Source organism: Aeromonas oralensis (assembly GCF_049665575.1).
Taxonomy (GTDB): Bacteria; Pseudomonadota; Gammaproteobacteria; order Enterobacterales; family Aeromonadaceae; genus Aeromonas; species Aeromonas hydrophila.
The window spans coordinates 190,001-207,070 of sequence record NZ_CP187186.1; the positions used below are offsets into that span (position 1 = coordinate 190,001).

Below are 17,070 nucleotides of genomic sequence, written 5' to 3' on the forward strand. Positions count from 1 at the left end.
TCGAATTCGCCGTGAAGATGCGGTGTACCCGCGGCTAGACGGAAAGACCCCGTGAACCTTTACTACAGCTTGGCACTGAACATTGAACCTACATGTGTAGGATAGGTGGGAGGCTTTGAAGGCGTGACGCCAGTTGCGCTGGAGCCGTCCTTGAAATACCACCCTTGTATGTTTGATGTTCTAACGCAGGCCCGTGAATCCGGGTCGCGGACAGTGCCTGGTGGGTAGTTTGACTGGGGCGGTCTCCTCCCAAAGAGTAACGGAGGAGCACGAAGGTTGGCTAATCCTGGTCGGACATCAGGAGGTTAGTGCAATGGCATAAGCCAGCTTAACTGCGAGACGGACAGGTCGAGCAGGTACGAAAGTAGGTCATAGTGATCCGGTGGTTCTGAATGGAAGGGCCATCGCTCAACGGATAAAAGGTACTCCGGGGATAACAGGCTGATACCGCCCAAGAGTTCATATCGACGGCGGTGTTTGGCACCTCGATGTCGGCTCATCACATCCTGGGGCTGAAGTCGGTCCCAAGGGTATGGCTGTTCGCCATTTAAAGTGGTACGCGAGCTGGGTTCAGAACGTCGTGAGACAGTTCGGTCCCTATCTGCCGTGGGCGTTGGATGATTGAAGGGAGTTGCTCCTAGTACGAGAGGACCGGAGTGAACGAACCTCTGGTGTTCGGGTTGTCACGCCAGTGGCACTGCCCGGTAGCTAAGTTCGGAATCGATAACCGCTGAAAGCATCTAAGCGGGAAGCGAGCCCTGAGATGAGTCATCCCTGACCCCTTGAGGGTCCTAAAGGGCCGTTGGAGACCACAACGTTGATAGGTGGGGTGTGTAAGCGCGGCGACGTGTTGAGCTAACCCATACTAATTACCCGTGAGGCTTAACCATACAACACCCAAGAAGTGTTCTAAGGCTTGTAGCAGATACCGAGAACGAACAACAAAATCAGCTTTCTTAGATTGAAGAATTTGCCTGGCGGCCATAGCGCCGTGGAACCACCTGATCCCATGCCGAACTCAGAAGTGAAACGCGGTAGCGCCGATGGTAGTGTGGCATTCGCCATGCGAGAGTAGGACACTGCCAGGCACCCAATTAAACAGCGACGTGCACATCACGACGTTGGCCGAGAGGATGACACCTCGTTGAAACGGCAGACAATTTAGCAAAAAGCTAACCAGACAGCGGAGCGGTAGTTCAGTCGGTTAGAATACCGGCCTGTCACGCCGGGGGTCGCGGGTTCGAGTCCCGTCCGCTCCGCCACTACTTAAGAAGCCCAGTCGAAAGACTGGGCTTTTTTTCGTTTGCGACACCGCACTCATGTTCCCGAATAGCCTCTTTTTTTCCTCACGCGACTCAGTAAAACACGCAAAGCCAGACGGTGGTCATGTTGGGATGGGTCCATTCCACCCGGTGTTTTTGGCGGGCGGGAATGTTGCTGTGGTCGCCACGGGCCAGCTGTACACATGACTTGCACTGGGAGCCTTCCTTGGTTGAAGCCCCTTTAAAGAGGTCTGAGCGAATGCCGGGGAGCTTTGTGGGTGGCTGCAGCCCAGAGCAACAGCGTTCACGAAGTGTATAGGATGTGAGAGAGGCGGATATTTTGGCTGACAATGGGCACCCAGATTGAGGGGGGGGGGGGGCTCTAGAGCAGACAGGATGTTCTGTGGCAGCGAATAGAGTCCCATGACATTGACCCGTTCTGGTACAAAATGCACATAAAGAAAAGGGGACGGCAGCTGCCGTCCCCTCAAGTCATCTAGTCCAGTCCATGAACTGCAACGCTCCCTGCAATCCCTGACTTTATCCTGATCCTTCGGAATATCCCCTTCCCAATCCGTTGAGGTGTCCTGTGGCCATCCTAGCCTGGCAATCGCTCCTGATTGCTGCACTCTCTCCATCCTGGAGGTGTCCGTTACCACATCCCGTGGTGTTCCTTGCGTCATCCTGACGGACAACCGTCCGGGTTGTCTCGCTTCATCCTGAAGCTGTCCTGCTCGCTTCCGGCGAGGTCCATATTCTTCCTGAAGAGCAATCATCCTGTTTGCTCTGCCTCATCCCGAGGTGTCCACAACCACGTCCAGTGGTGTCCTGCATTCCGTTTGATAACCATCCTGGTTACCGGCCTCATCCTGAGGTGTTCCCTGTCCACGCCCTGTGGTTTATTCCCTGCTTATGCGCTGTTTCCGCATCCTGCCGAACCAGCTCCGTCCTTGTGAGACCCATATTAAGGGAACCAGGGGGCGGAACAAGGGAGGATCCGGCGTTGTTGGCGTGCGGATAGCGGTTCAATGACCACTATCAGTGAAGATAAAGTCATATAAATCATTATATTAGTTTGTTTCATGGGAAAGTATGTGGATTCAAAGATGGCTTCGCGTACGGCTCGACACAGTGGCCTCTTACAGCTGCCATGGCGGATCTCTTACACGCAAAAACAGGGCGAAAACGATGGTACAAACAGGCTCAATTCGGTGGGTAAGACTTAAAAATTAGTTGAATAAATATGCTCAAAAAGAATACAAAAAGCCGGGCTTTGCCCGGCTTTTTTCTGAGGTGGTCAGCTGACGCGGCTACCCGGTGTCGGATATGCCTTGCGCAAGGATTCAGGCGCCAGCACTTCCAGGTTCCCGCTCATGTTGTTGAGCCAGGTACGGAACTCGGGGGTGTCTTGCACCTCGGTTTCCACCACCACGCTGCGCTTGTCGTAGCGAGTCATGCGCGGGTTGTGGCCGGGGATTTGCCCGTCGACCAGGGTCGGACAGTTGGCATCGATGCGGCCGACGAAGCGGATCGGTCCGCTGACATCCTGATACCCCTGATCGCGGATCAGTTTCTGGATATTGAAATCCTTCGGCTGGGTCGCGCTGAAGTTGGTCAGCTCCACGTTCTTGATGTGATCGAACGGGATGCCGTAGACCTTGGGATCCAGCTCGGACAGGGTGCAGAGCAGGGTCGGCCCTTCCGCCTGGTTCAGGATGCCGAGCGGATTGATGCGGTCGTAGCAGAGCCATACAGTGCGCTCCTTGATGACCCGTTGGATCTCGGCACTGAACTTGCGACCGCGCCACAACGCATCGCGGATCAAGGTGCTGCGGCGGATCTCCGGGTTGCCGGCAAACGGACGCGGTGACTGGTGCACGCTCTCGAGCCAGCGTTCAGCCAATTCGCTCTGGCTGTCGCGGATCACCTGGCTGGCCTTGTCGACCAAGGGATTCAGTTCGGTCAGTACGCTGGCCGGCAACAGCTGGCTGGCTTGATCGCTCCAGGTTTTCAGCGCCACTGCCAAGGAGAGCGGCATGATGTTGGCAAAATCGTTGAGGCCATGGCGCTCGAAGCACCAGCCGTGTGGTTTGCTGCGTTCATCCGAGGTGAGATCGAACAACCCCATGCCGGACATCTCTTCCAGGTCCCGTTGCACGGTACGCAGACTGACGTGGATGCCTTCTTCTTCCAGTTTTACCTGGAGTTGGCTGGCGGTCAGCTTGTAAGGGCGGTGCGGGATGCAACGCGCCAAGGTCAGTTGTCGTAACAGCTTCTTACTCATGGTGCATGCCTTCACTGGTTTAGCGTTGAGTGTATCCTAGCCATGCCTTGCGACAGTCTATGTCGCAAGTTTTGCTGCGACAACTGTCGCCATTTTCATACAAACCAAGCTAACCACATGATCCTAAAGATAATTGCCATCATTTAGGGCAGCAATCGAGGCTAAAAAATGATGAAAATTCACCAAATGAAAGTGCTGCCTTACGGATTTGGGGTAGAGGAAAAAACAGAAATGATGGGGAAACGCAGAATATGATGTGGAGGGGATGGCTCCCCTCCATCAGGCAGGTATTTTTTGGCTGGATCAGGCCAGCCAGGACAGGGCGGATTTGGTGATGGCGGCGCCCACCATGTAGCCAAATACCGCCAGGGCAGCGAGGCCGGCCACCAGCTTCTGGCTGCGCGCAGGGCGCTTGAGCGCCATGACGCCGAGGCCGATGTAAACCACCAGTGCGATCAGCTTGGCCATCAGCCAGGGTTGTTGGCCCGGGCTCATCTGCAGGGTTACCGCCAGCAGCACTCCGAACAGCAGCAGGAAGGTGTCGTTGACATGGGGCAGGATCTTCAGCCATTTCTGCTGCAGGCGGGCACTGCCATCCAGGGCCAGCAGCCAGCGATAGAGGAACAGCAGCACGCTGACCAGCGCCAGCGTCATGTGCAGGTGTTTGAGCATGGGGTAATAGGCAATCATATTGCTTCCTTGTCGTTGTCGGGCAGACCGCTGTTCCAGTTGTGAGCGTGAATGCGCTCCTGTCCTTCCTGATCGTCTTGCAGCAGATCGGAGAGGATGTCCCGGTATTGCAGGCTCTTGTTGATATAGGTGTGTTCGTCGTCCAGGTAGTTGACCTGTTCCCGCAGCAGCCAGTTGTCGTGCTGCTTGAAGGTCTGGCCGGCCCGCCAGGCCTGGTTGGCCCGAAAGCCGAGCTGGGTCAGGGCTTCCACCCCCAGATCCACGGCAGAACCCAGGGTTTCCCGGTACACGCTGCCCACGCCCTGGCGCAGGATCTCGTGAGCGTGGGGACGATCCTGGGCTCGCGCCAGTATCTTAAGGTGCGGGAAGTGTTTCTTCACCATTTCAATCACTTCGAGTGACGTGGCCGGATCGTTGATGGAAAGCACCAGCAGCTTGGCCTTGTGGGCGCCGGCGGCGTGCAGCAGGTCAAGCCGGCTGGCATCGCCATAGAACACCTGATAACCATACTTGCGCAGCATCTCGATCTGGCTGGCATCCTGCTCGAGGATGGTGGTGCCGATGCCGTGGCCGTGCAGCAGACGCCCCACGATCTGACCGAAACGGCCGAAGCCGGCGATGATGACCGGGTGCTCCACCAGCTCCGGCTGCTCGTGCTGCGGCAATTCACTCTGGTTGCGATAGTCGAACCAGGGCTGGATCACCCGATCGTTGAGGATCAGCAGCAGCGGCGTCAGCGCCATGGAGAGCGCCACCACCAGGGTCAGCAGGGCGATGGTATCCCCTGGCAGCACCTTGTTCTGGGCGGCGAACGAGAACAGCACGAAGGCGAACTCCCCGCCCTGGGCCAGTGCCAGCCCGAAGGTCCAGCGCTGGCTCGGCGAGATGCGAATGGCAAAGCCGAGCGCCATCAACACCAGCCACTTGAGCACCATCAGGCCGACCACTAGGGCCGGGATCAGCAGCGGGTGCTCGGCAAACAGCCCGAAGTTGATGCCGGCGCCGACCGACATGAAGAAGAGGCCGAGCAGCAGCCCCTTGAACGGCTCTATGTCAGCCTCCAGCTCGTGGCGATATTCGCTGTCCGCCAGCACCACGCCGGCGAGGAAGGAGCCAAGGGCGGGGGAGAGGCCGACCGATTCCATCAACACGGCGATGGCGATCACCAGCAGCAGGGCTGCTGCGACGAAGATCTCCCGCATGTGGGACTGGGCGATGGCGCGAAACACCGGTCGCATCAGGTAATGACCACCCAGCACTATGCCGGAGATGGCGGCCACCACCAGCAGGCCGTGTTGCCAGCCGGCCAGCTCCGAGCTGCCGCTGCTGGCCACCGGCGCGATGGCCAGCAGCGGCAGGATCGCCAGGATGGGGATGACGGCAATGTCCTGGAACAGCAGCACGGCGAAGGCGGAGCGGCCGCTCTCGCTCTGCATCAGTTTGCGCTCCTGCAGGCTCTGCAGCACGATGGCGGTGGAGGAGAGCGCCAGGATGAGGCCGATGGCCAGCCCCTGCTGCCACGGCAGGCCGATGAGGTGGGCCACACCGGTCAGGGCCGCCGTGGTCAGCAGCACCTGCAGCCCGCCAGTGCCGAGAATGGGCCCCTTCAGCTGCCACAGCAGCGCCGGCCTGAGCTCCAGCCCGACCAGGAACAGCATCAGCACCACCCCGAACTCGGCGAAGTGCATCACATCCTTCTGTTCACCCACCAGCCCCAGCAGGAAGGGACCTATGATGATGCCTGCCAGCAGGTAACCGAGCACGGAGCCCAGCCCCCAGCGCTTGGCCAGCGGCACCGCGATCACCGCGGCGGAGAGGTAGATGAAGGCATCGAACAGCAAACCATGTCCCATCAGCGGATCCTCCGCACTGTGGTGGAAGCCGATGTCGGCAGGCCGGGCCGTCGCCCGGATCGAGAGCGGGTCATGAGAGTACCTCCAGCAGATCGCGCAGATAGGGGCTGCCGGTAAGCTGGGCCGGGGTCAGTTGTTCGTCGCGCAGGGCACACAGCAGCTGGCGATAGTCCTGGCCACAGCGACGCAGCGCCTCCTGATCCCGGATCTTGTGAAAGGAGTGCAGCACGAATGGCGGTAACCAGCTCATGCCGCACAACTGGGCCGTCTGCCGGAACGGCAGCAGAAAGTCGAGCAGTGGGCGCTGGTTGTAACCCTCGCTGCAATAAGACTCGGGGGCGCCGCCGGTGGTGATGGCCGACAGCCACTGCTTGCCGTTGAGGGCGTGGGCTTCCGGGCCGTAGGCGTAGCCATACTCCAGCACCAGATCCATCCACTCCTTCATGATGGCGGGGCAGGAGTACCAGTAGAAGGGGTGCTGGAACACGATGATGTCGTGTTCAGACAGCAGGGCCTGCTCCCGCTTCACGTTGATGAACATGTTGGGGTAGTGCTGGTAGAGGTCGTGCAGGGTGACGCCCTCTAGGCCGTCGATGGCCTGCAGCAGCTGTTTGTTGGCCCGTGAGCTCTGCAGCGCCGGGTGTGAAAAGATAACCAGAATGCGTTTCATGGGTTCCTGATCTGAAGAGGGGGCCAAATACCGGTGCAAGCGACCGGCGAAAAAAAGATGCATTGAGCAGCGACGTTATCAAGAAGCGCCATGGCTCGCCAGTTCCGGGATCAGCTCGCGCAGCGCCGGATTGAGGGTCTGGTGGGCGGGATAGCAGAGGCCGATGCGCCGGAACATCCGTGGCCCGCGCACCGGCACGGTACACAGACCCGCTTCGTCCTCCACCAACCCGTCCGGCAGAAAGCTGATGCCGACTCCGGCCAGCACCAGCGCCATCACCAGCCCCTTGCTCTCGGCCTTGGCCACCAGATTGAGGGTCAGTCGGTCACAGGCCAGCAGACCTATGGTCTGCTGATGGGCTTCGCAGGGAGGGCACTCAATAAAATCATAATGTTGCAGCTCGGCCAACTCGAGTTGCTGGCGGCTGGCGAGGGGATGGTCGCTTCGCACGCACAAGACATAATCCTCCTCCCACAGCGGCAGGAAGATCTCGTCTTCGCGGCGCAGGGCATCCAGAGTCAGCCGACAGTCGGCAGGCGTCCCGTAATCGGAGAGGGTGAGATCCAGCTCGGGCAGTACAGCCTGCACCTGCTGCAGCAATCCCGCCACCCGCCGCCGGCTCAGGTCCGGCATGATGGCCATGTTGAGCCGCGCACGCGTCGCCTTCTGGCGAAACAGCGCCGGCAGCCGGCGCGCCTCTTCCACCAGCTTGACCGCGTGGGGATAGAGGTAATGGGCCTGATCCCTGGCCGCCACCCCCTTCTTGCCCCGAATGAACAGGCTGTCACCCAGGGTCTCTTCCAGCTGGCGAAGCCCCGCCGAGAGGGAGGGCTGGCTGACATGGCAGCGTTCGGCCGCCGCCGTGATGTTCTTCTCTTCATAGATGGCGATGAAGAAGCGCAGCAGTCTCAAGTCCAGCATAAGCCCAACCATAGTTTTTTCAGATGATAACCAGCGGAAAACAATATTTATCACTGATGGATGGAGTGACTATAGTGATCCCGTTCCGTGCTGGCCAGCCGCTTGTTTGCTCAAACCGACTCTTGAATCAGAAGGAAAACATCATGCCCAAGCCTCTCGTCGTGATCACCGGTGCCTCCGCCGGGATCGGTGCCGCCATCGCCCGCGCCTTCTCCGCCGCCGGCCATCCGCTGCTGCTGCTGGCCCGCCGGGTCGAGCCCATGCAGGCGCTGGCGCTGCCCGATACCCTCTGCATCGGGGTTGATGTGACCGACACCGCCGCCATGAAGGTCGCCATCCAGCAGGCCGAGGCACAATTCGGCCCGGTCGGCTGCATGGTCAACAACGCTGGCGTCATGCTGCTGGGACAGGCCGACGTGCAGGACTCGGCCGAGTGGCAGCAGATGCTCAACATCAACGTGATGGGGGTGTTGAACGGTGTTCACGCCGTGCTGGCCGGCATGAAGGCGCGCCGCAGCGGCACCATCATCAACATCAGCTCCATCGCCGGTCGTAAGACCTTCCCGAACCATGCTGCCTACTGCGCCACCAAGTTCGCGGTGCACGCCCTGACCGAGAACATCCGGGAAGAGGTAGCCGATGTCGGCGTGCGGATGGTGACCATAGCCCCGGGCGCGGTGGAAACCGAGCTGCTCAGCCACACCACGGACGAGAGCATCAAGGCCGGTTATCACGACTGGAAGGATCAGATGGGGGGCGTCATTGCACCTGAGGTGATCGCCGACGCCGTGCTCTATGCATGGAGCCAGCCGGCCAATGTCTGCGTGCGCGAGATCGTGCTGGCGGCCACCCGTCAGCAACCTTGATGGCGGCTGACTGGAAGAGGGGGAGGGCTTGACCCTCCCCCTGGGCCAAGGGTTACCATAGGCCACCTTTCGTCAATGAGTCGTCTCATGGTTCTGACCCGTCGCCAACTCGCTCGCGCCCGCCGCTGGCTCCCCCTGTGGAGTCTGCTGATGGTGCTGATGTCGTTTGGCAGCCGGGCGGCGACCGATCTCTGTACCCTGACGCCTCATTGCAGCCAGAGCGAACGCACCCTGGAGAAGGCCATGCCCTGCGGCAGCTTCACCTCGGCGCTCGCCATGACGGTGCTCACCGGCGACAGCCTGACGGTTGCCATGCTGGAACCCGATACCCCGGATTTCATCTCCCCTTCCCAGTTCATGCCGGATGTTCCATCCGACCGGCTGGAGCGTCCGCCTCGTCATCTCGGTTGAGTCGAATCCCCCTGTTTTTTTGGGCATATCTTCTTATCCGAGGTGAGTGATGTACAAGTCCCTGTTATTGGCCGTGCTGGCCGGTACCGTCAGTTTTTCTGCTCTGGCAACCGAGCAGATGACCGTCTACAAGTCCCAGTATTGCGGCTGCTGCAAGACCTGGATCAAGCACATGGAAGAGAACGGCTTTGAGGTCAAGGTCGTCGAAACCGAGCAGCTTGAACCGGTCAAGCAGCAGTACGGTATCACTCCGCAGCTGGCTTCCTGCCACACCGGAGTGGTGAACGGCTATGTGGTGGAGGGGCATGTACCCGCCGCCGACGTGCAGAAGTTGCTCAAGGAAAAACCGGCGATCCGCGGCCTGACCATTCCGGGCATGCCCCAGAGTGCGCCGGGCATGGATATTCCGGGTCAGCCCTATCAGGTGCTGAGCATCAGCAACGAGGGCGCGACCAAGGTCTGGTCGAGCTACCCCGGCTGATGACAACTGGCCGTGAGCAGACACACTTCCATCATGTGAGGCACACCTGAGCGAGCCCGTGTCGCTCACGGTCAGGTATGGGGGCCGCCATCGCGAGATGGCGGCCCTTTTACATCAGGGCGCGGGAGAACTTGCAACTGAAGGCGACAAGGGGCAGATTGATCCCCTGTCCAAGGAGCCAAGGCTCAGGTCCGCCAACCCTTTTACAGCGCAAAGGATGCGACATGTTCACCTTTTCCCGAGGGCTTCTGCTGCTGGCTTGTCTGGCCGCCGTTCCCTGTTCATATGCCAATGATGAGTCCGCCATGCCCACAAGCGACACCCTGATCCAGCCTCCCGTGGCCGCCAAACACCCTCACGCCATCAAGAAACACGGGGATACCCGGGTCGACAACTACTACTGGCTGCGCGATGACGAGCGTCAGAAACCCGAGGTGCTGGCCTACCTCGAGGCCGAAAACGCCTACACCGATGCCATGCTCAAACCGATCAAGCCACTGCGCGACCAGCTCTATCAGGAGATGGTGGCCCGCATTCCACAGCAGGACGAGTCGGTGCCCTACGTGAAGAACGGCTATCGCTACCAGACCCGCTACGAGCCGGGCAAGGAGTACGCCATCTATTCGCGCAGCAAGCTGGGTGAGTCGGAAAGCAGCCTGCTGCTGGACGGCAACCAGCGTGCCGAAGGCCACGAGTTCTATGCCCTGGGGGCGCTCGAGGTGAGCCGCAACAATCGCTGGTTGGCGGTGGCGGAAGATTTCCTCTCTCGCCGTCAGTACCAGATCCAGTTCCTCGATCTGGAGAGCGGCAAATGGGCCACTGACATGCTGGAGAACACCTCCGGCAATCTGGTCTGGGCCAACGACAGCAAGACGGTGTTCTACGTGCGCAAGCACCCCAAGACGCTGCTGCCCTACCAGGTCTATCGCCACGAGCTGGGCACGGATCCGGCCAAGGATCAGCTGGTCTATGAGGAGAAGGACGACTCCTTCTATGTGAGCCTCTACGCCACCACCTCGGAAGATTTCATCGTCATCGCCCTCTCCAGCACCACCTCGGGCGAGGCACGCCTCATCGATGCCAATGTGCCGACCCAGGCGCCGCGGCTGTTCCTGCCGCGTCAGGTGGATCACGAATACAGCCTGGAGCACTACCGCGGCCGCTTCTATGTGCGCTCCAACAAGGACGGCAAGAACTTCGGCCTCTACGAGACCAAGGAGAGCCCGGTAGATCGCTGGAAGGCGGTGATCGCCCCCAATCCGGACGTGCTGCTGGAGAGTTATGCCCTGTTCAAGGAGTGGCTGGTGCTGGAGGAGCGCAGCCAGGGGCTGACCCGGCTGCGCCAGGTCAACTGGCAGAGCGGTGAGCAGAAGGAGATCGCCTTCGACGATCCGGCCTATGTCACCTGGCTTGCCTACAACCCGGAGCCGGATACCAGCGCCCTGCGTTATGGCTACTCCTCCATGACCACCCCCTCGTCCACCTACGAGCTCGATCTGAACAGCGGCAAGCGCACCCTGCTCAAGCAACAGCCGGTGGCGGGCTTCAAGGCCGACCAATATGCCAGCGAGCGCCTCTGGATCACGGCCCGTGACGGCGTGGCCGTCCCGGTGTCGCTGGTCTATCGCAAGGACAAGTTCAAGCAAGAGGGTGCGCATACCAATCCGCTGCTGGTCTACGGCTACGGCTCCTACGGTGCCAGCATGGACCCGGATTTCAGCAGCGCCCGGCTGAGCCTGCTGGACCGCGGCTTCGTCTACGCCATCGCCCATATCCGCGGCGGCGAGGAGCTGGGGCGCCACTGGTATGAAGATGGCAAGCTGCTGAAAAAGCAGAATACCTTCAACGACTTCATCGACGTGACCGAGGCGCTGGTGGCGCAGGGCTACGGCGCCAAGGATCAGGTTTACGCCATGGGCGGCAGCGCCGGTGGCCTGCTGATGGGGGCCATCATCAATCAGGCGCCCCAGCTCTATCGCGGCGTGGTGGCCCAGGTGCCGTTCGTCGACGTGGTCACCACCATGCTGGACGAGTCCATTCCTCTCACCACCGGGGAGTACGACGAGTGGGGCAACCCGAACCAGAAGCGCTACTACGACTACATGAAGGCCTATAGCCCCTACGACCAGGTCAAGGCGCAGGCCTATCCCAACCTGCTGGTGACCACCGGTCTGCACGACTCCCAGGTGCAGTACTGGGAGCCGGCCAAGTGGGTGGCCAAGCTGCGCGAGCTGAAGACGGATGATAACAAGTTGTTGCTGAGCACCGACATGGACGCCGGCCACGGCGGCAAGTCGGGTCGCTTCAAGGCCTACGAGGATATCGCGCTGGAGTTCGCGTTTATTCTGGATCTGGCCAAGCCACAAGCATAAGTCACCACAGTTGCAGCCCTTGCCAGTCAAGGGCTGCAAAAGAATCTCCCTCCTCCCACTCTGTCTGCCGACCGGTAGCACATCCAATTAATCTCTGATCAGCAAATTAATGATCGGCTTCAAATTTCTCGTCATCCATATCCATCGTTTTGTATTTTTGTTTGATTTATGTTGGCGCCGTGTGCTTAATCGAAGCCGTTATGACTCTTTAATTGGCCCCCTCGGGGCCAATTATCTTCGGTTGGCATGAAGCCGACTGTCTCACCACAGGATGCTGGTGGCTTTTTGGGGAACGTTCGCCGTTCACCCGATTCCTCATATCGAGGTCATGGACAAACCGTCGACGCAGAACGGTGGTTTGTCCGGCATTCGCCCGTGGAACGGGCGAGCTGAATCAATCAAAAAGGATGAACAACATGAAAGGATTATCCCTGGCGTGTGCCCTGTCGGCTGCTCTGGCCGGCGTCTCGTTCGGTGGCCCGGTGCAGGCGCAGGAGCGCTTCGTGACCATAGGCACCGGCGGTCAGACCGGTGTCTACTACGTGGCGGGCCAGTCCATCTGCCGCTTCCTCAATCGCGGCGCCGCCGATCACCAGATCAAGTGCAACGCCCCGGCCAGCGGTGGCGGGGTGGCCAACGTCAACGGCATCCGCAGCGGTGAATTCAACTTCGGCATCATGCAGTCCGACCATCAGTACAAGGCGATGAAGGGGCTGCCGCCATTCCAGGCCGAGGGGGCCATGGACGACATGCGCGCCGTTTTCTCCCTGCAGAGCGAAGTGTTCACCATCCTGGCCCGCAAGGACGCCAAGATCGCCGGCTTTGACGATCTCAAGGGCAAGCGGGTCAACATCGGCAACCCGGGCTCCGGTCAGCGCGATACTTTCGAAGAGATCATGGCGGTGAAGGGCTGGAAGAAGGGCGACTTCGGCCTGGTCTCCGAGCTCAAGCCGGCCGAGCAAGCCTCAGCACTCGGCGACAACAACATCGACGCCATGAGCTACTTCGTCGGTCATCCGAACGGCGCCATCCAGGAAGCCTCCACCACCACCGACGCCGTGCTGGTCCCGGTGACCGGCGCGGACATCGACAAGTTGCTGGCCGAGAAGAGCTACTACAGCAAGGCCGAGATCCCGGGCGGCATCTACAAGGGCAGCGACCAGCCGACCCCGTCCATCGGCGGCAAGGCAGTGCTCTCCACCAGTGCCAAGGCCGATCCGGAAGTGGTCTATCAGCTGGTGAAGTCGGTGTTCGACAACCTGGATCGTTTCAAGCGCCTGCATCCGGCCTTCGCCGACCTCAAAGAGGCCGACATGATCAAGGTGGGTCTCTCCGCCCCGCTGCATGAAGGGGCTGCCCGCTACTACAAAGAGCGCGGCTGGCTCTGATAGCGGGCCCAAGGGCCGCTGTCACTCTCTTCGACACCCGTCTGCCGCAGCCCGTGGCAGCGGGTGTCGTGTCGTTGTACTCGTTGGCACAAGTTAACCCCTATGCAAGATAAACAACTCTCTACCGAGGAACTGATCGCCCAGGATGTGGGGGCGCGTCTGCCGCTCGGCATCATGGGTGGGTGCATCACCACCCTGGCGCTCGCCTGGTCGCTGTTCCAGCTCTGGATCGCCTCGCCCCTGCCCTTCATGCTGGGCTTCGGCGTACTCAATGACACCGAGACCCGTGCCATTCACCTCACCTTCGCCCTGCTGCTGGCCTACTTGGTGTTCCCGGCCTTTCGCCGCTCGCCGCGCGACCGGGTGCCGCTCGGCGATCTGGCGCTCGGGCTGGTGGCCGCCGGCGCCGCTTCCTATCTGTTCGTGATGTACGAGGCGCTGGCCCAGCGGCCGGGCAACCTCACCACCGCCGATCTGGTGACCGCCTGCATCGGCATCCCGCTGTTGCTGGAAGCCGCCCGCCGTGCGCTGGGGCCGGCCCTGGCGGTGATCGCCCTGGTATTTCTCGCCTACAGCCTGGCGGGGCCCTGGATGCCGGGCCTGCTGGCTCACCGTGGGGTGAGCTTCACCGCGCTGGCCAACCACCAGTGGATCACTACCGAGGGGGTGTTCGGCATCGCCCTCGGCGTCTCCACCAGCTTCGTGTTCCTGTTCGTGCTGTTCGGTGCCCTGCTGGAGCGGGCCGGTGCCGGCCACTACTTCATCCAGCTCGCCTTCAGCCTGCTCGGCCACCTGCGCGGTGGCCCGGCCAAGGCGGCGGTGGTGGCCTCCGGCCTGACCGGCCTCATCTCCGGCTCCTCCATCGCCAACGTGGTGACTACTGGCACCTTTACCATTCCCATGATGAAGAAGGTGGGGTTCAGCGCGGAGAAGGCGGGGGCGGTGGAAGTGGCCTCCTCGGTCAACGGCCAGATCATGCCGCCGGTGATGGGGGCTGCGGCCTTTCTGATGGTGGAGTACGTGGGCATCCCCTACGTCGAGATCATCAAGCACGCCTTCCTGCCGGCGACCATCTCCTACATAGCGCTGCTCTACATCGTCCATCTGGAGGCGCTCAAGCTCGGCATGCAGCCCATCGGCGACCATCAGCCCAAGCCCTGGCTGCGCCGGTTGACCGGCTTTGCCTTCGGCGCCGCCCTGATCAGTGGGCTGTCGATGGCGGTCTACTACGGCCTGGGCTGGCTCAAGCCGGCGCTGGGTGACTATGCGCTGCCTGGCATCGCCCTGCTGCTGGCTGCCACCTATCTGGGGCTGCTGAAGATTGCCGCCAGCAATGAGCCGCTGGCGGCGGAAGATCCGGACAAGCCGCTGACCGAGCTGCCCAACACCCGTACCGTGCTGCTCTCCGGCCTGCACTTCCTGTTGCCGGTGGTGGTACTGGTGTGGTGCCTGATGGTGGAGCGGCTCTCGCCCGGGCTGTCGGCCTTCTGGGGCACCGTCATGCTGGTGATCATACTGCTGACCCAGCGCCCGCTGCTCAACTGGCTGCGCAGCGATGGCCGGCACGATTACGGCTCCCTGCAGGACGGCTTGATCGATCTGCGAGAGGGGCTGGTGGCCGGTGCCCGCAACATGATCGGCATCGGCATCGCCACCGCCACGGCGGGGATCATCGTCGGTGCCGTCTCCCAGACCGGGGTTGGTCTGGTGCTGGCGGATCTGGTGGAGATGCTCTCCATGGGCAACCTGCTGCTGATGCTACTGTTGACCGCCCTGCTGAGCCTCATCCTCGGCATGGGGCTGCCCACCACCGCCAACTACATCGTGGTCTCCAGCCTGCTGGCGCCGGTGGTGGTGACGCTCGGGCAGCAGAACGGGCTGATCGTGCCGCTCATCGCGGTGCACCTATTCGTGTTCTACTTCGGCATCATGGCCGACGTGACACCGCCGGTGGGACTTGCCTCCTTCGCGGCGGCGGCCGTCTCCAAGGGCGATCCCATCAAGACCGGCATCACCGCCTTCTATTACAGCCTGCGTACTGCTGCACTGCCGTTCCTGTTCATCTTCAACACCGACCTGCTACTGATCGACGTGGACTTTGCCCACGGGGTGCTGATCTTCATGGTGGCCACCGTTGCCATGCTGATCTTCGCCGCCGCCACCCAGGGTCATTTCCTGGTGAAGAGTCGCTGGTACGAAAGCGTGCTGCTGTTGCTGGTGGCCTTCACCCTGTTCCGCCCCGGTTTCTGGATGGACATGGTGCATGATCCCTATCGCGAGACACCGCCGGCCCAGCTGGCCCAGACTCTGGGCGAGGTGGAGGCGGAAAGCACTCTGCGGCTGAGGATCCAGGGTGAGGATGCGGTGGGCAAGCTGCGTCAGTCGACCGTGCTGCTGGCGGTGCCGGCAGGGGAGGATGGGGAAGCCCGCCTCGCCAGCCTGGGGCTCGCGCTCTATGAGCAGGATGGCAAGACCCTGATCGACAGCGTCACCTTCGGCAGTCCAGCGGCGGCAGCCGGCATGGAGTTTGACCAAGAGATCCTGGTGGTCAAGGCCCCCACCGAGCGCTGGCACAAGGAGCTGATGTGGCTGCCCGGCTTCCTGCTGTTTGCGTTGATCGTCTGGTTGCAACGGCGCCGGGTGGTGAGAACATAAACAGAGTCAATAAAAACGGCGCCATCATGGCGCCGTTTTCATGCTCCCCGCTGGGGGGCTTATTCTTGCGGATCCTGCTCCTGCAGCAGGCTCAGGGTCTGTTGTTCCACCTGACTCAGGCCAAGCTGCTCGCAGGCTTGCTCGAAGCTGATGCCAAGGCGGCACATCATGATATCCATCACCGGGAGGGATTATTCCTGCGGATCCTGCTCCTGCAGGAGGCTCAGGGTCTGTTGTTCCACCTGGCTCAGGCCCAGCTGTTCACAGGCTTGCTCGAAGCTGATGCCAAGATGGCACATCATGATATCGATAGCGGGCAGATAGTTTTTCATAGCGTCTTCCATGGTGATCCTCCGGACCCGTCCCTTATGCCCGAACAGGGTGGGCGGGACAATTAGACTTTAGGCGTAGACTGTTCGTTTGCTGAGCGCCTCTGCCACTGGGCGGGGGAATTTGTTACTCTGCTTGTCAGCAAGAAGATGTTGCCGTGACTGCGAGCAACACGTGAGGAGCAGGGCATGTTATTGAGTTTCTTGATCATCGCATCGGGCTGGTGGCACATTCGTGCGGCCTATGGCTCAGACTCCCGTCAGTTCTACATCAGCAAGCCGTTGACCATGCTGCTCATCATAGCGCTGGCCTTTGGCTATCAGAGCTATGACCACGACGGTTCCCACGCCTGGATCCTGCTCGGTCTCTGCCTGTCGCTGGCCGGTGACGTGCTGCTGATGTTGCCAAGCGACCGCTTCATCCAGGGGCTGGCGGCGTTTTTTGTCGCGCACCTCTGCTACATCGTCGGCTTCGCCCAGGGGCCGCTGGTGTTGAATCTGGTGGATGGTCTGCTGTTGCTGCTGGTGGCCGGCATGGTGTTCGGCCTGCTGTGGGGCAAGCTCGGGGAGATGAAAGTGCCCGTGTTCTGCTACATGCTGGTAATCATCGGCATGGCCTGGGTCGCCGCCGGCGCCTGGCACGCCTCCCTCACCGCTGGCAGTGCCGCCGCCCTGGTGGGGGCGTTGATGTTCCTCTTCTCCGACAGCATGTTGGCGCTGGACAGATTCCGCCGTCCCTTCCCCCATGCCACCGCTTGGGTGATGACCAGCTACTTCGCCGCCCAGTTTCTGATTGCCGCCTCGCTGGCGGGGTGACTGTGGCTGAATTGTCTCCTCGCCAAGGGGAGTGTGCAGACAAAAAAACGGGCCATCAGGCCCGTTTTGCTA

Annotated in this window: 14 protein-coding genes, 1 tRNA gene and 2 rRNA genes (1 of these 17 running past the window's edge); 10 read left to right on the top strand and 7 right to left on the bottom strand. The window is 60.9% G+C overall.

Annotated features, from left to right (window positions below; genetic code table 11):
- From ACPDZI_RS00990 to ACPDZI_RS01000, 3 genes are all read left to right on the top strand, one after another.
- A 23S ribosomal RNA gene (locus ACPDZI_RS00990) occupies positions 1–890 on the top strand; it begins 1,999 nt to the left of the window's first position.
- Between the two features lie 83 nt (positions 891–973).
- Positions 974–1,088, top strand: a 5S ribosomal RNA gene (rrf, locus tag ACPDZI_RS00995).
- A 97-nt stretch (positions 1,089–1,185) separates the two neighbouring features.
- A tRNA-Asp gene (locus ACPDZI_RS01000) sits at positions 1,186–1,262 on the top strand.
- Positions 1,263–2,559: 1,297 nt separating this feature from the next.
- On the opposite strand, the gene ACPDZI_RS01005 is transcribed toward ACPDZI_RS01000, so the two are convergent.
- The 5 genes from ACPDZI_RS01005 to ACPDZI_RS01025 all read right to left on the bottom strand — a co-directional run bounded on the left by ACPDZI_RS01005 (position 2,560) and on the right by ACPDZI_RS01025 (position 7,680).
- Entirely contained in the window at positions 2,560–3,546 is a 987-nt protein-coding gene (locus ACPDZI_RS01005) for a helix-turn-helix transcriptional regulator (protein ID WP_005308002.1), read from the bottom strand.
- 303 nt (positions 3,547–3,849) lie between these two features.
- Positions 3,850–4,236 carry a SirB2 family protein gene (locus ACPDZI_RS01010; protein WP_438833856.1) on the bottom strand — a complete coding sequence of 129 codons (387 nt, stop codon included), beginning with the start codon at positions 4,234–4,236 and terminating at the stop codon, positions 3,850–3,852.
- Entirely contained in the window at positions 4,233–6,089 is a 1,857-nt protein-coding gene (locus ACPDZI_RS01015; RefSeq protein ID WP_029304384.1) for a monovalent cation:proton antiporter-2 (CPA2) family protein, read from the bottom strand. The genes ACPDZI_RS01010 and ACPDZI_RS01015 overlap by 4 nt, the downstream gene beginning before the upstream one ends.
- Before the next feature lie 70 nt (positions 6,090–6,159).
- Entirely contained in the window at positions 6,160–6,759 is a 600-nt protein-coding gene (locus ACPDZI_RS01020; RefSeq protein ID WP_044798927.1) for a glutathione-regulated potassium-efflux system oxidoreductase KefF, read from the bottom strand.
- 78 nt (positions 6,760–6,837) lie between these two features.
- Positions 6,838–7,680 carry a LysR family transcriptional regulator gene (locus tag ACPDZI_RS01025; protein ID WP_016349119.1) on the bottom strand — a complete coding sequence of 281 codons (843 nt, stop codon included), beginning with the start codon at positions 7,678–7,680 and terminating at the stop codon, positions 6,838–6,840.
- A gap of 143 nt (positions 7,681–7,823) precedes the next feature.
- On the opposite strand from ACPDZI_RS01025, the gene ACPDZI_RS01030 reads away from it, so the two are divergent.
- From ACPDZI_RS01030 to ACPDZI_RS01055, 6 genes are all read left to right on the top strand, one after another.
- The gene (locus tag ACPDZI_RS01030; protein WP_438833857.1) at positions 7,824–8,546 is read left to right on the top strand and encodes an SDR family oxidoreductase; all 723 of its coding nucleotides are present in this window, start codon (positions 7,824–7,826) and stop codon (positions 8,544–8,546) included.
- 87 nt (positions 8,547–8,633) lie between these two features.
- Positions 8,634–8,957 (top strand): hypothetical protein, encoded by a 324-nt coding sequence (locus tag ACPDZI_RS01035; protein WP_438833858.1) that lies wholly within the window; start codon positions 8,634–8,636, stop codon positions 8,955–8,957.
- Positions 8,958–9,006: 49 nt separating this feature from the next.
- The gene (locus ACPDZI_RS01040) at positions 9,007–9,438 is read left to right on the top strand and encodes a DUF411 domain-containing protein (RefSeq protein ID WP_011704327.1); all 432 of its coding nucleotides are present in this window, start codon (positions 9,007–9,009) and stop codon (positions 9,436–9,438) included.
- A gap of 224 nt (positions 9,439–9,662) precedes the next feature.
- Positions 9,663–11,810 (top strand): S9 family peptidase, encoded by a 2,148-nt coding sequence (locus ACPDZI_RS01045; protein ID WP_438833859.1) that lies wholly within the window; start codon positions 9,663–9,665, stop codon positions 11,808–11,810.
- Positions 11,811–12,226: 416 nt separating this feature from the next.
- A complete protein-coding gene (locus ACPDZI_RS01050) occupies positions 12,227–13,198 on the top strand; it encodes a TAXI family TRAP transporter solute-binding subunit (protein WP_029301753.1) in 972 nt (323 codons plus the stop codon).
- Positions 13,199–13,300: 102 nt separating this feature from the next.
- Complete coding sequence (locus tag ACPDZI_RS01055; RefSeq protein WP_323934296.1) at positions 13,301–15,853, top strand: TRAP transporter permease; 2,553 nt, start codon at positions 13,301–13,303, stop codon at positions 15,851–15,853.
- A gap of 59 nt (positions 15,854–15,912) precedes the next feature.
- On the opposite strand, the gene ACPDZI_RS01060 is transcribed toward ACPDZI_RS01055, so the two are convergent.
- Positions 15,913–16,035 carry a hypothetical protein gene (locus tag ACPDZI_RS01060; RefSeq protein ID WP_257620107.1) on the bottom strand — a complete coding sequence of 41 codons (123 nt, stop codon included), beginning with the start codon at positions 16,033–16,035 and terminating at the stop codon, positions 15,913–15,915.
- Between the two features lie 9 nt (positions 16,036–16,044).
- Positions 16,045–16,185 (bottom strand): hypothetical protein, encoded by a 141-nt coding sequence (locus ACPDZI_RS01065; protein ID WP_016349126.1) that lies wholly within the window; start codon positions 16,183–16,185, stop codon positions 16,045–16,047.
- 186 nt (positions 16,186–16,371) lie between these two features.
- Between ACPDZI_RS01065 and ACPDZI_RS01070 the strand changes: the two genes are divergently transcribed.
- The gene (locus ACPDZI_RS01070; RefSeq protein ID WP_011704333.1) at positions 16,372–16,998 is read left to right on the top strand and encodes a lysoplasmalogenase; all 627 of its coding nucleotides are present in this window, start codon (positions 16,372–16,374) and stop codon (positions 16,996–16,998) included.
- Positions 16,999–17,070: the final 72 nt, after the last annotated feature.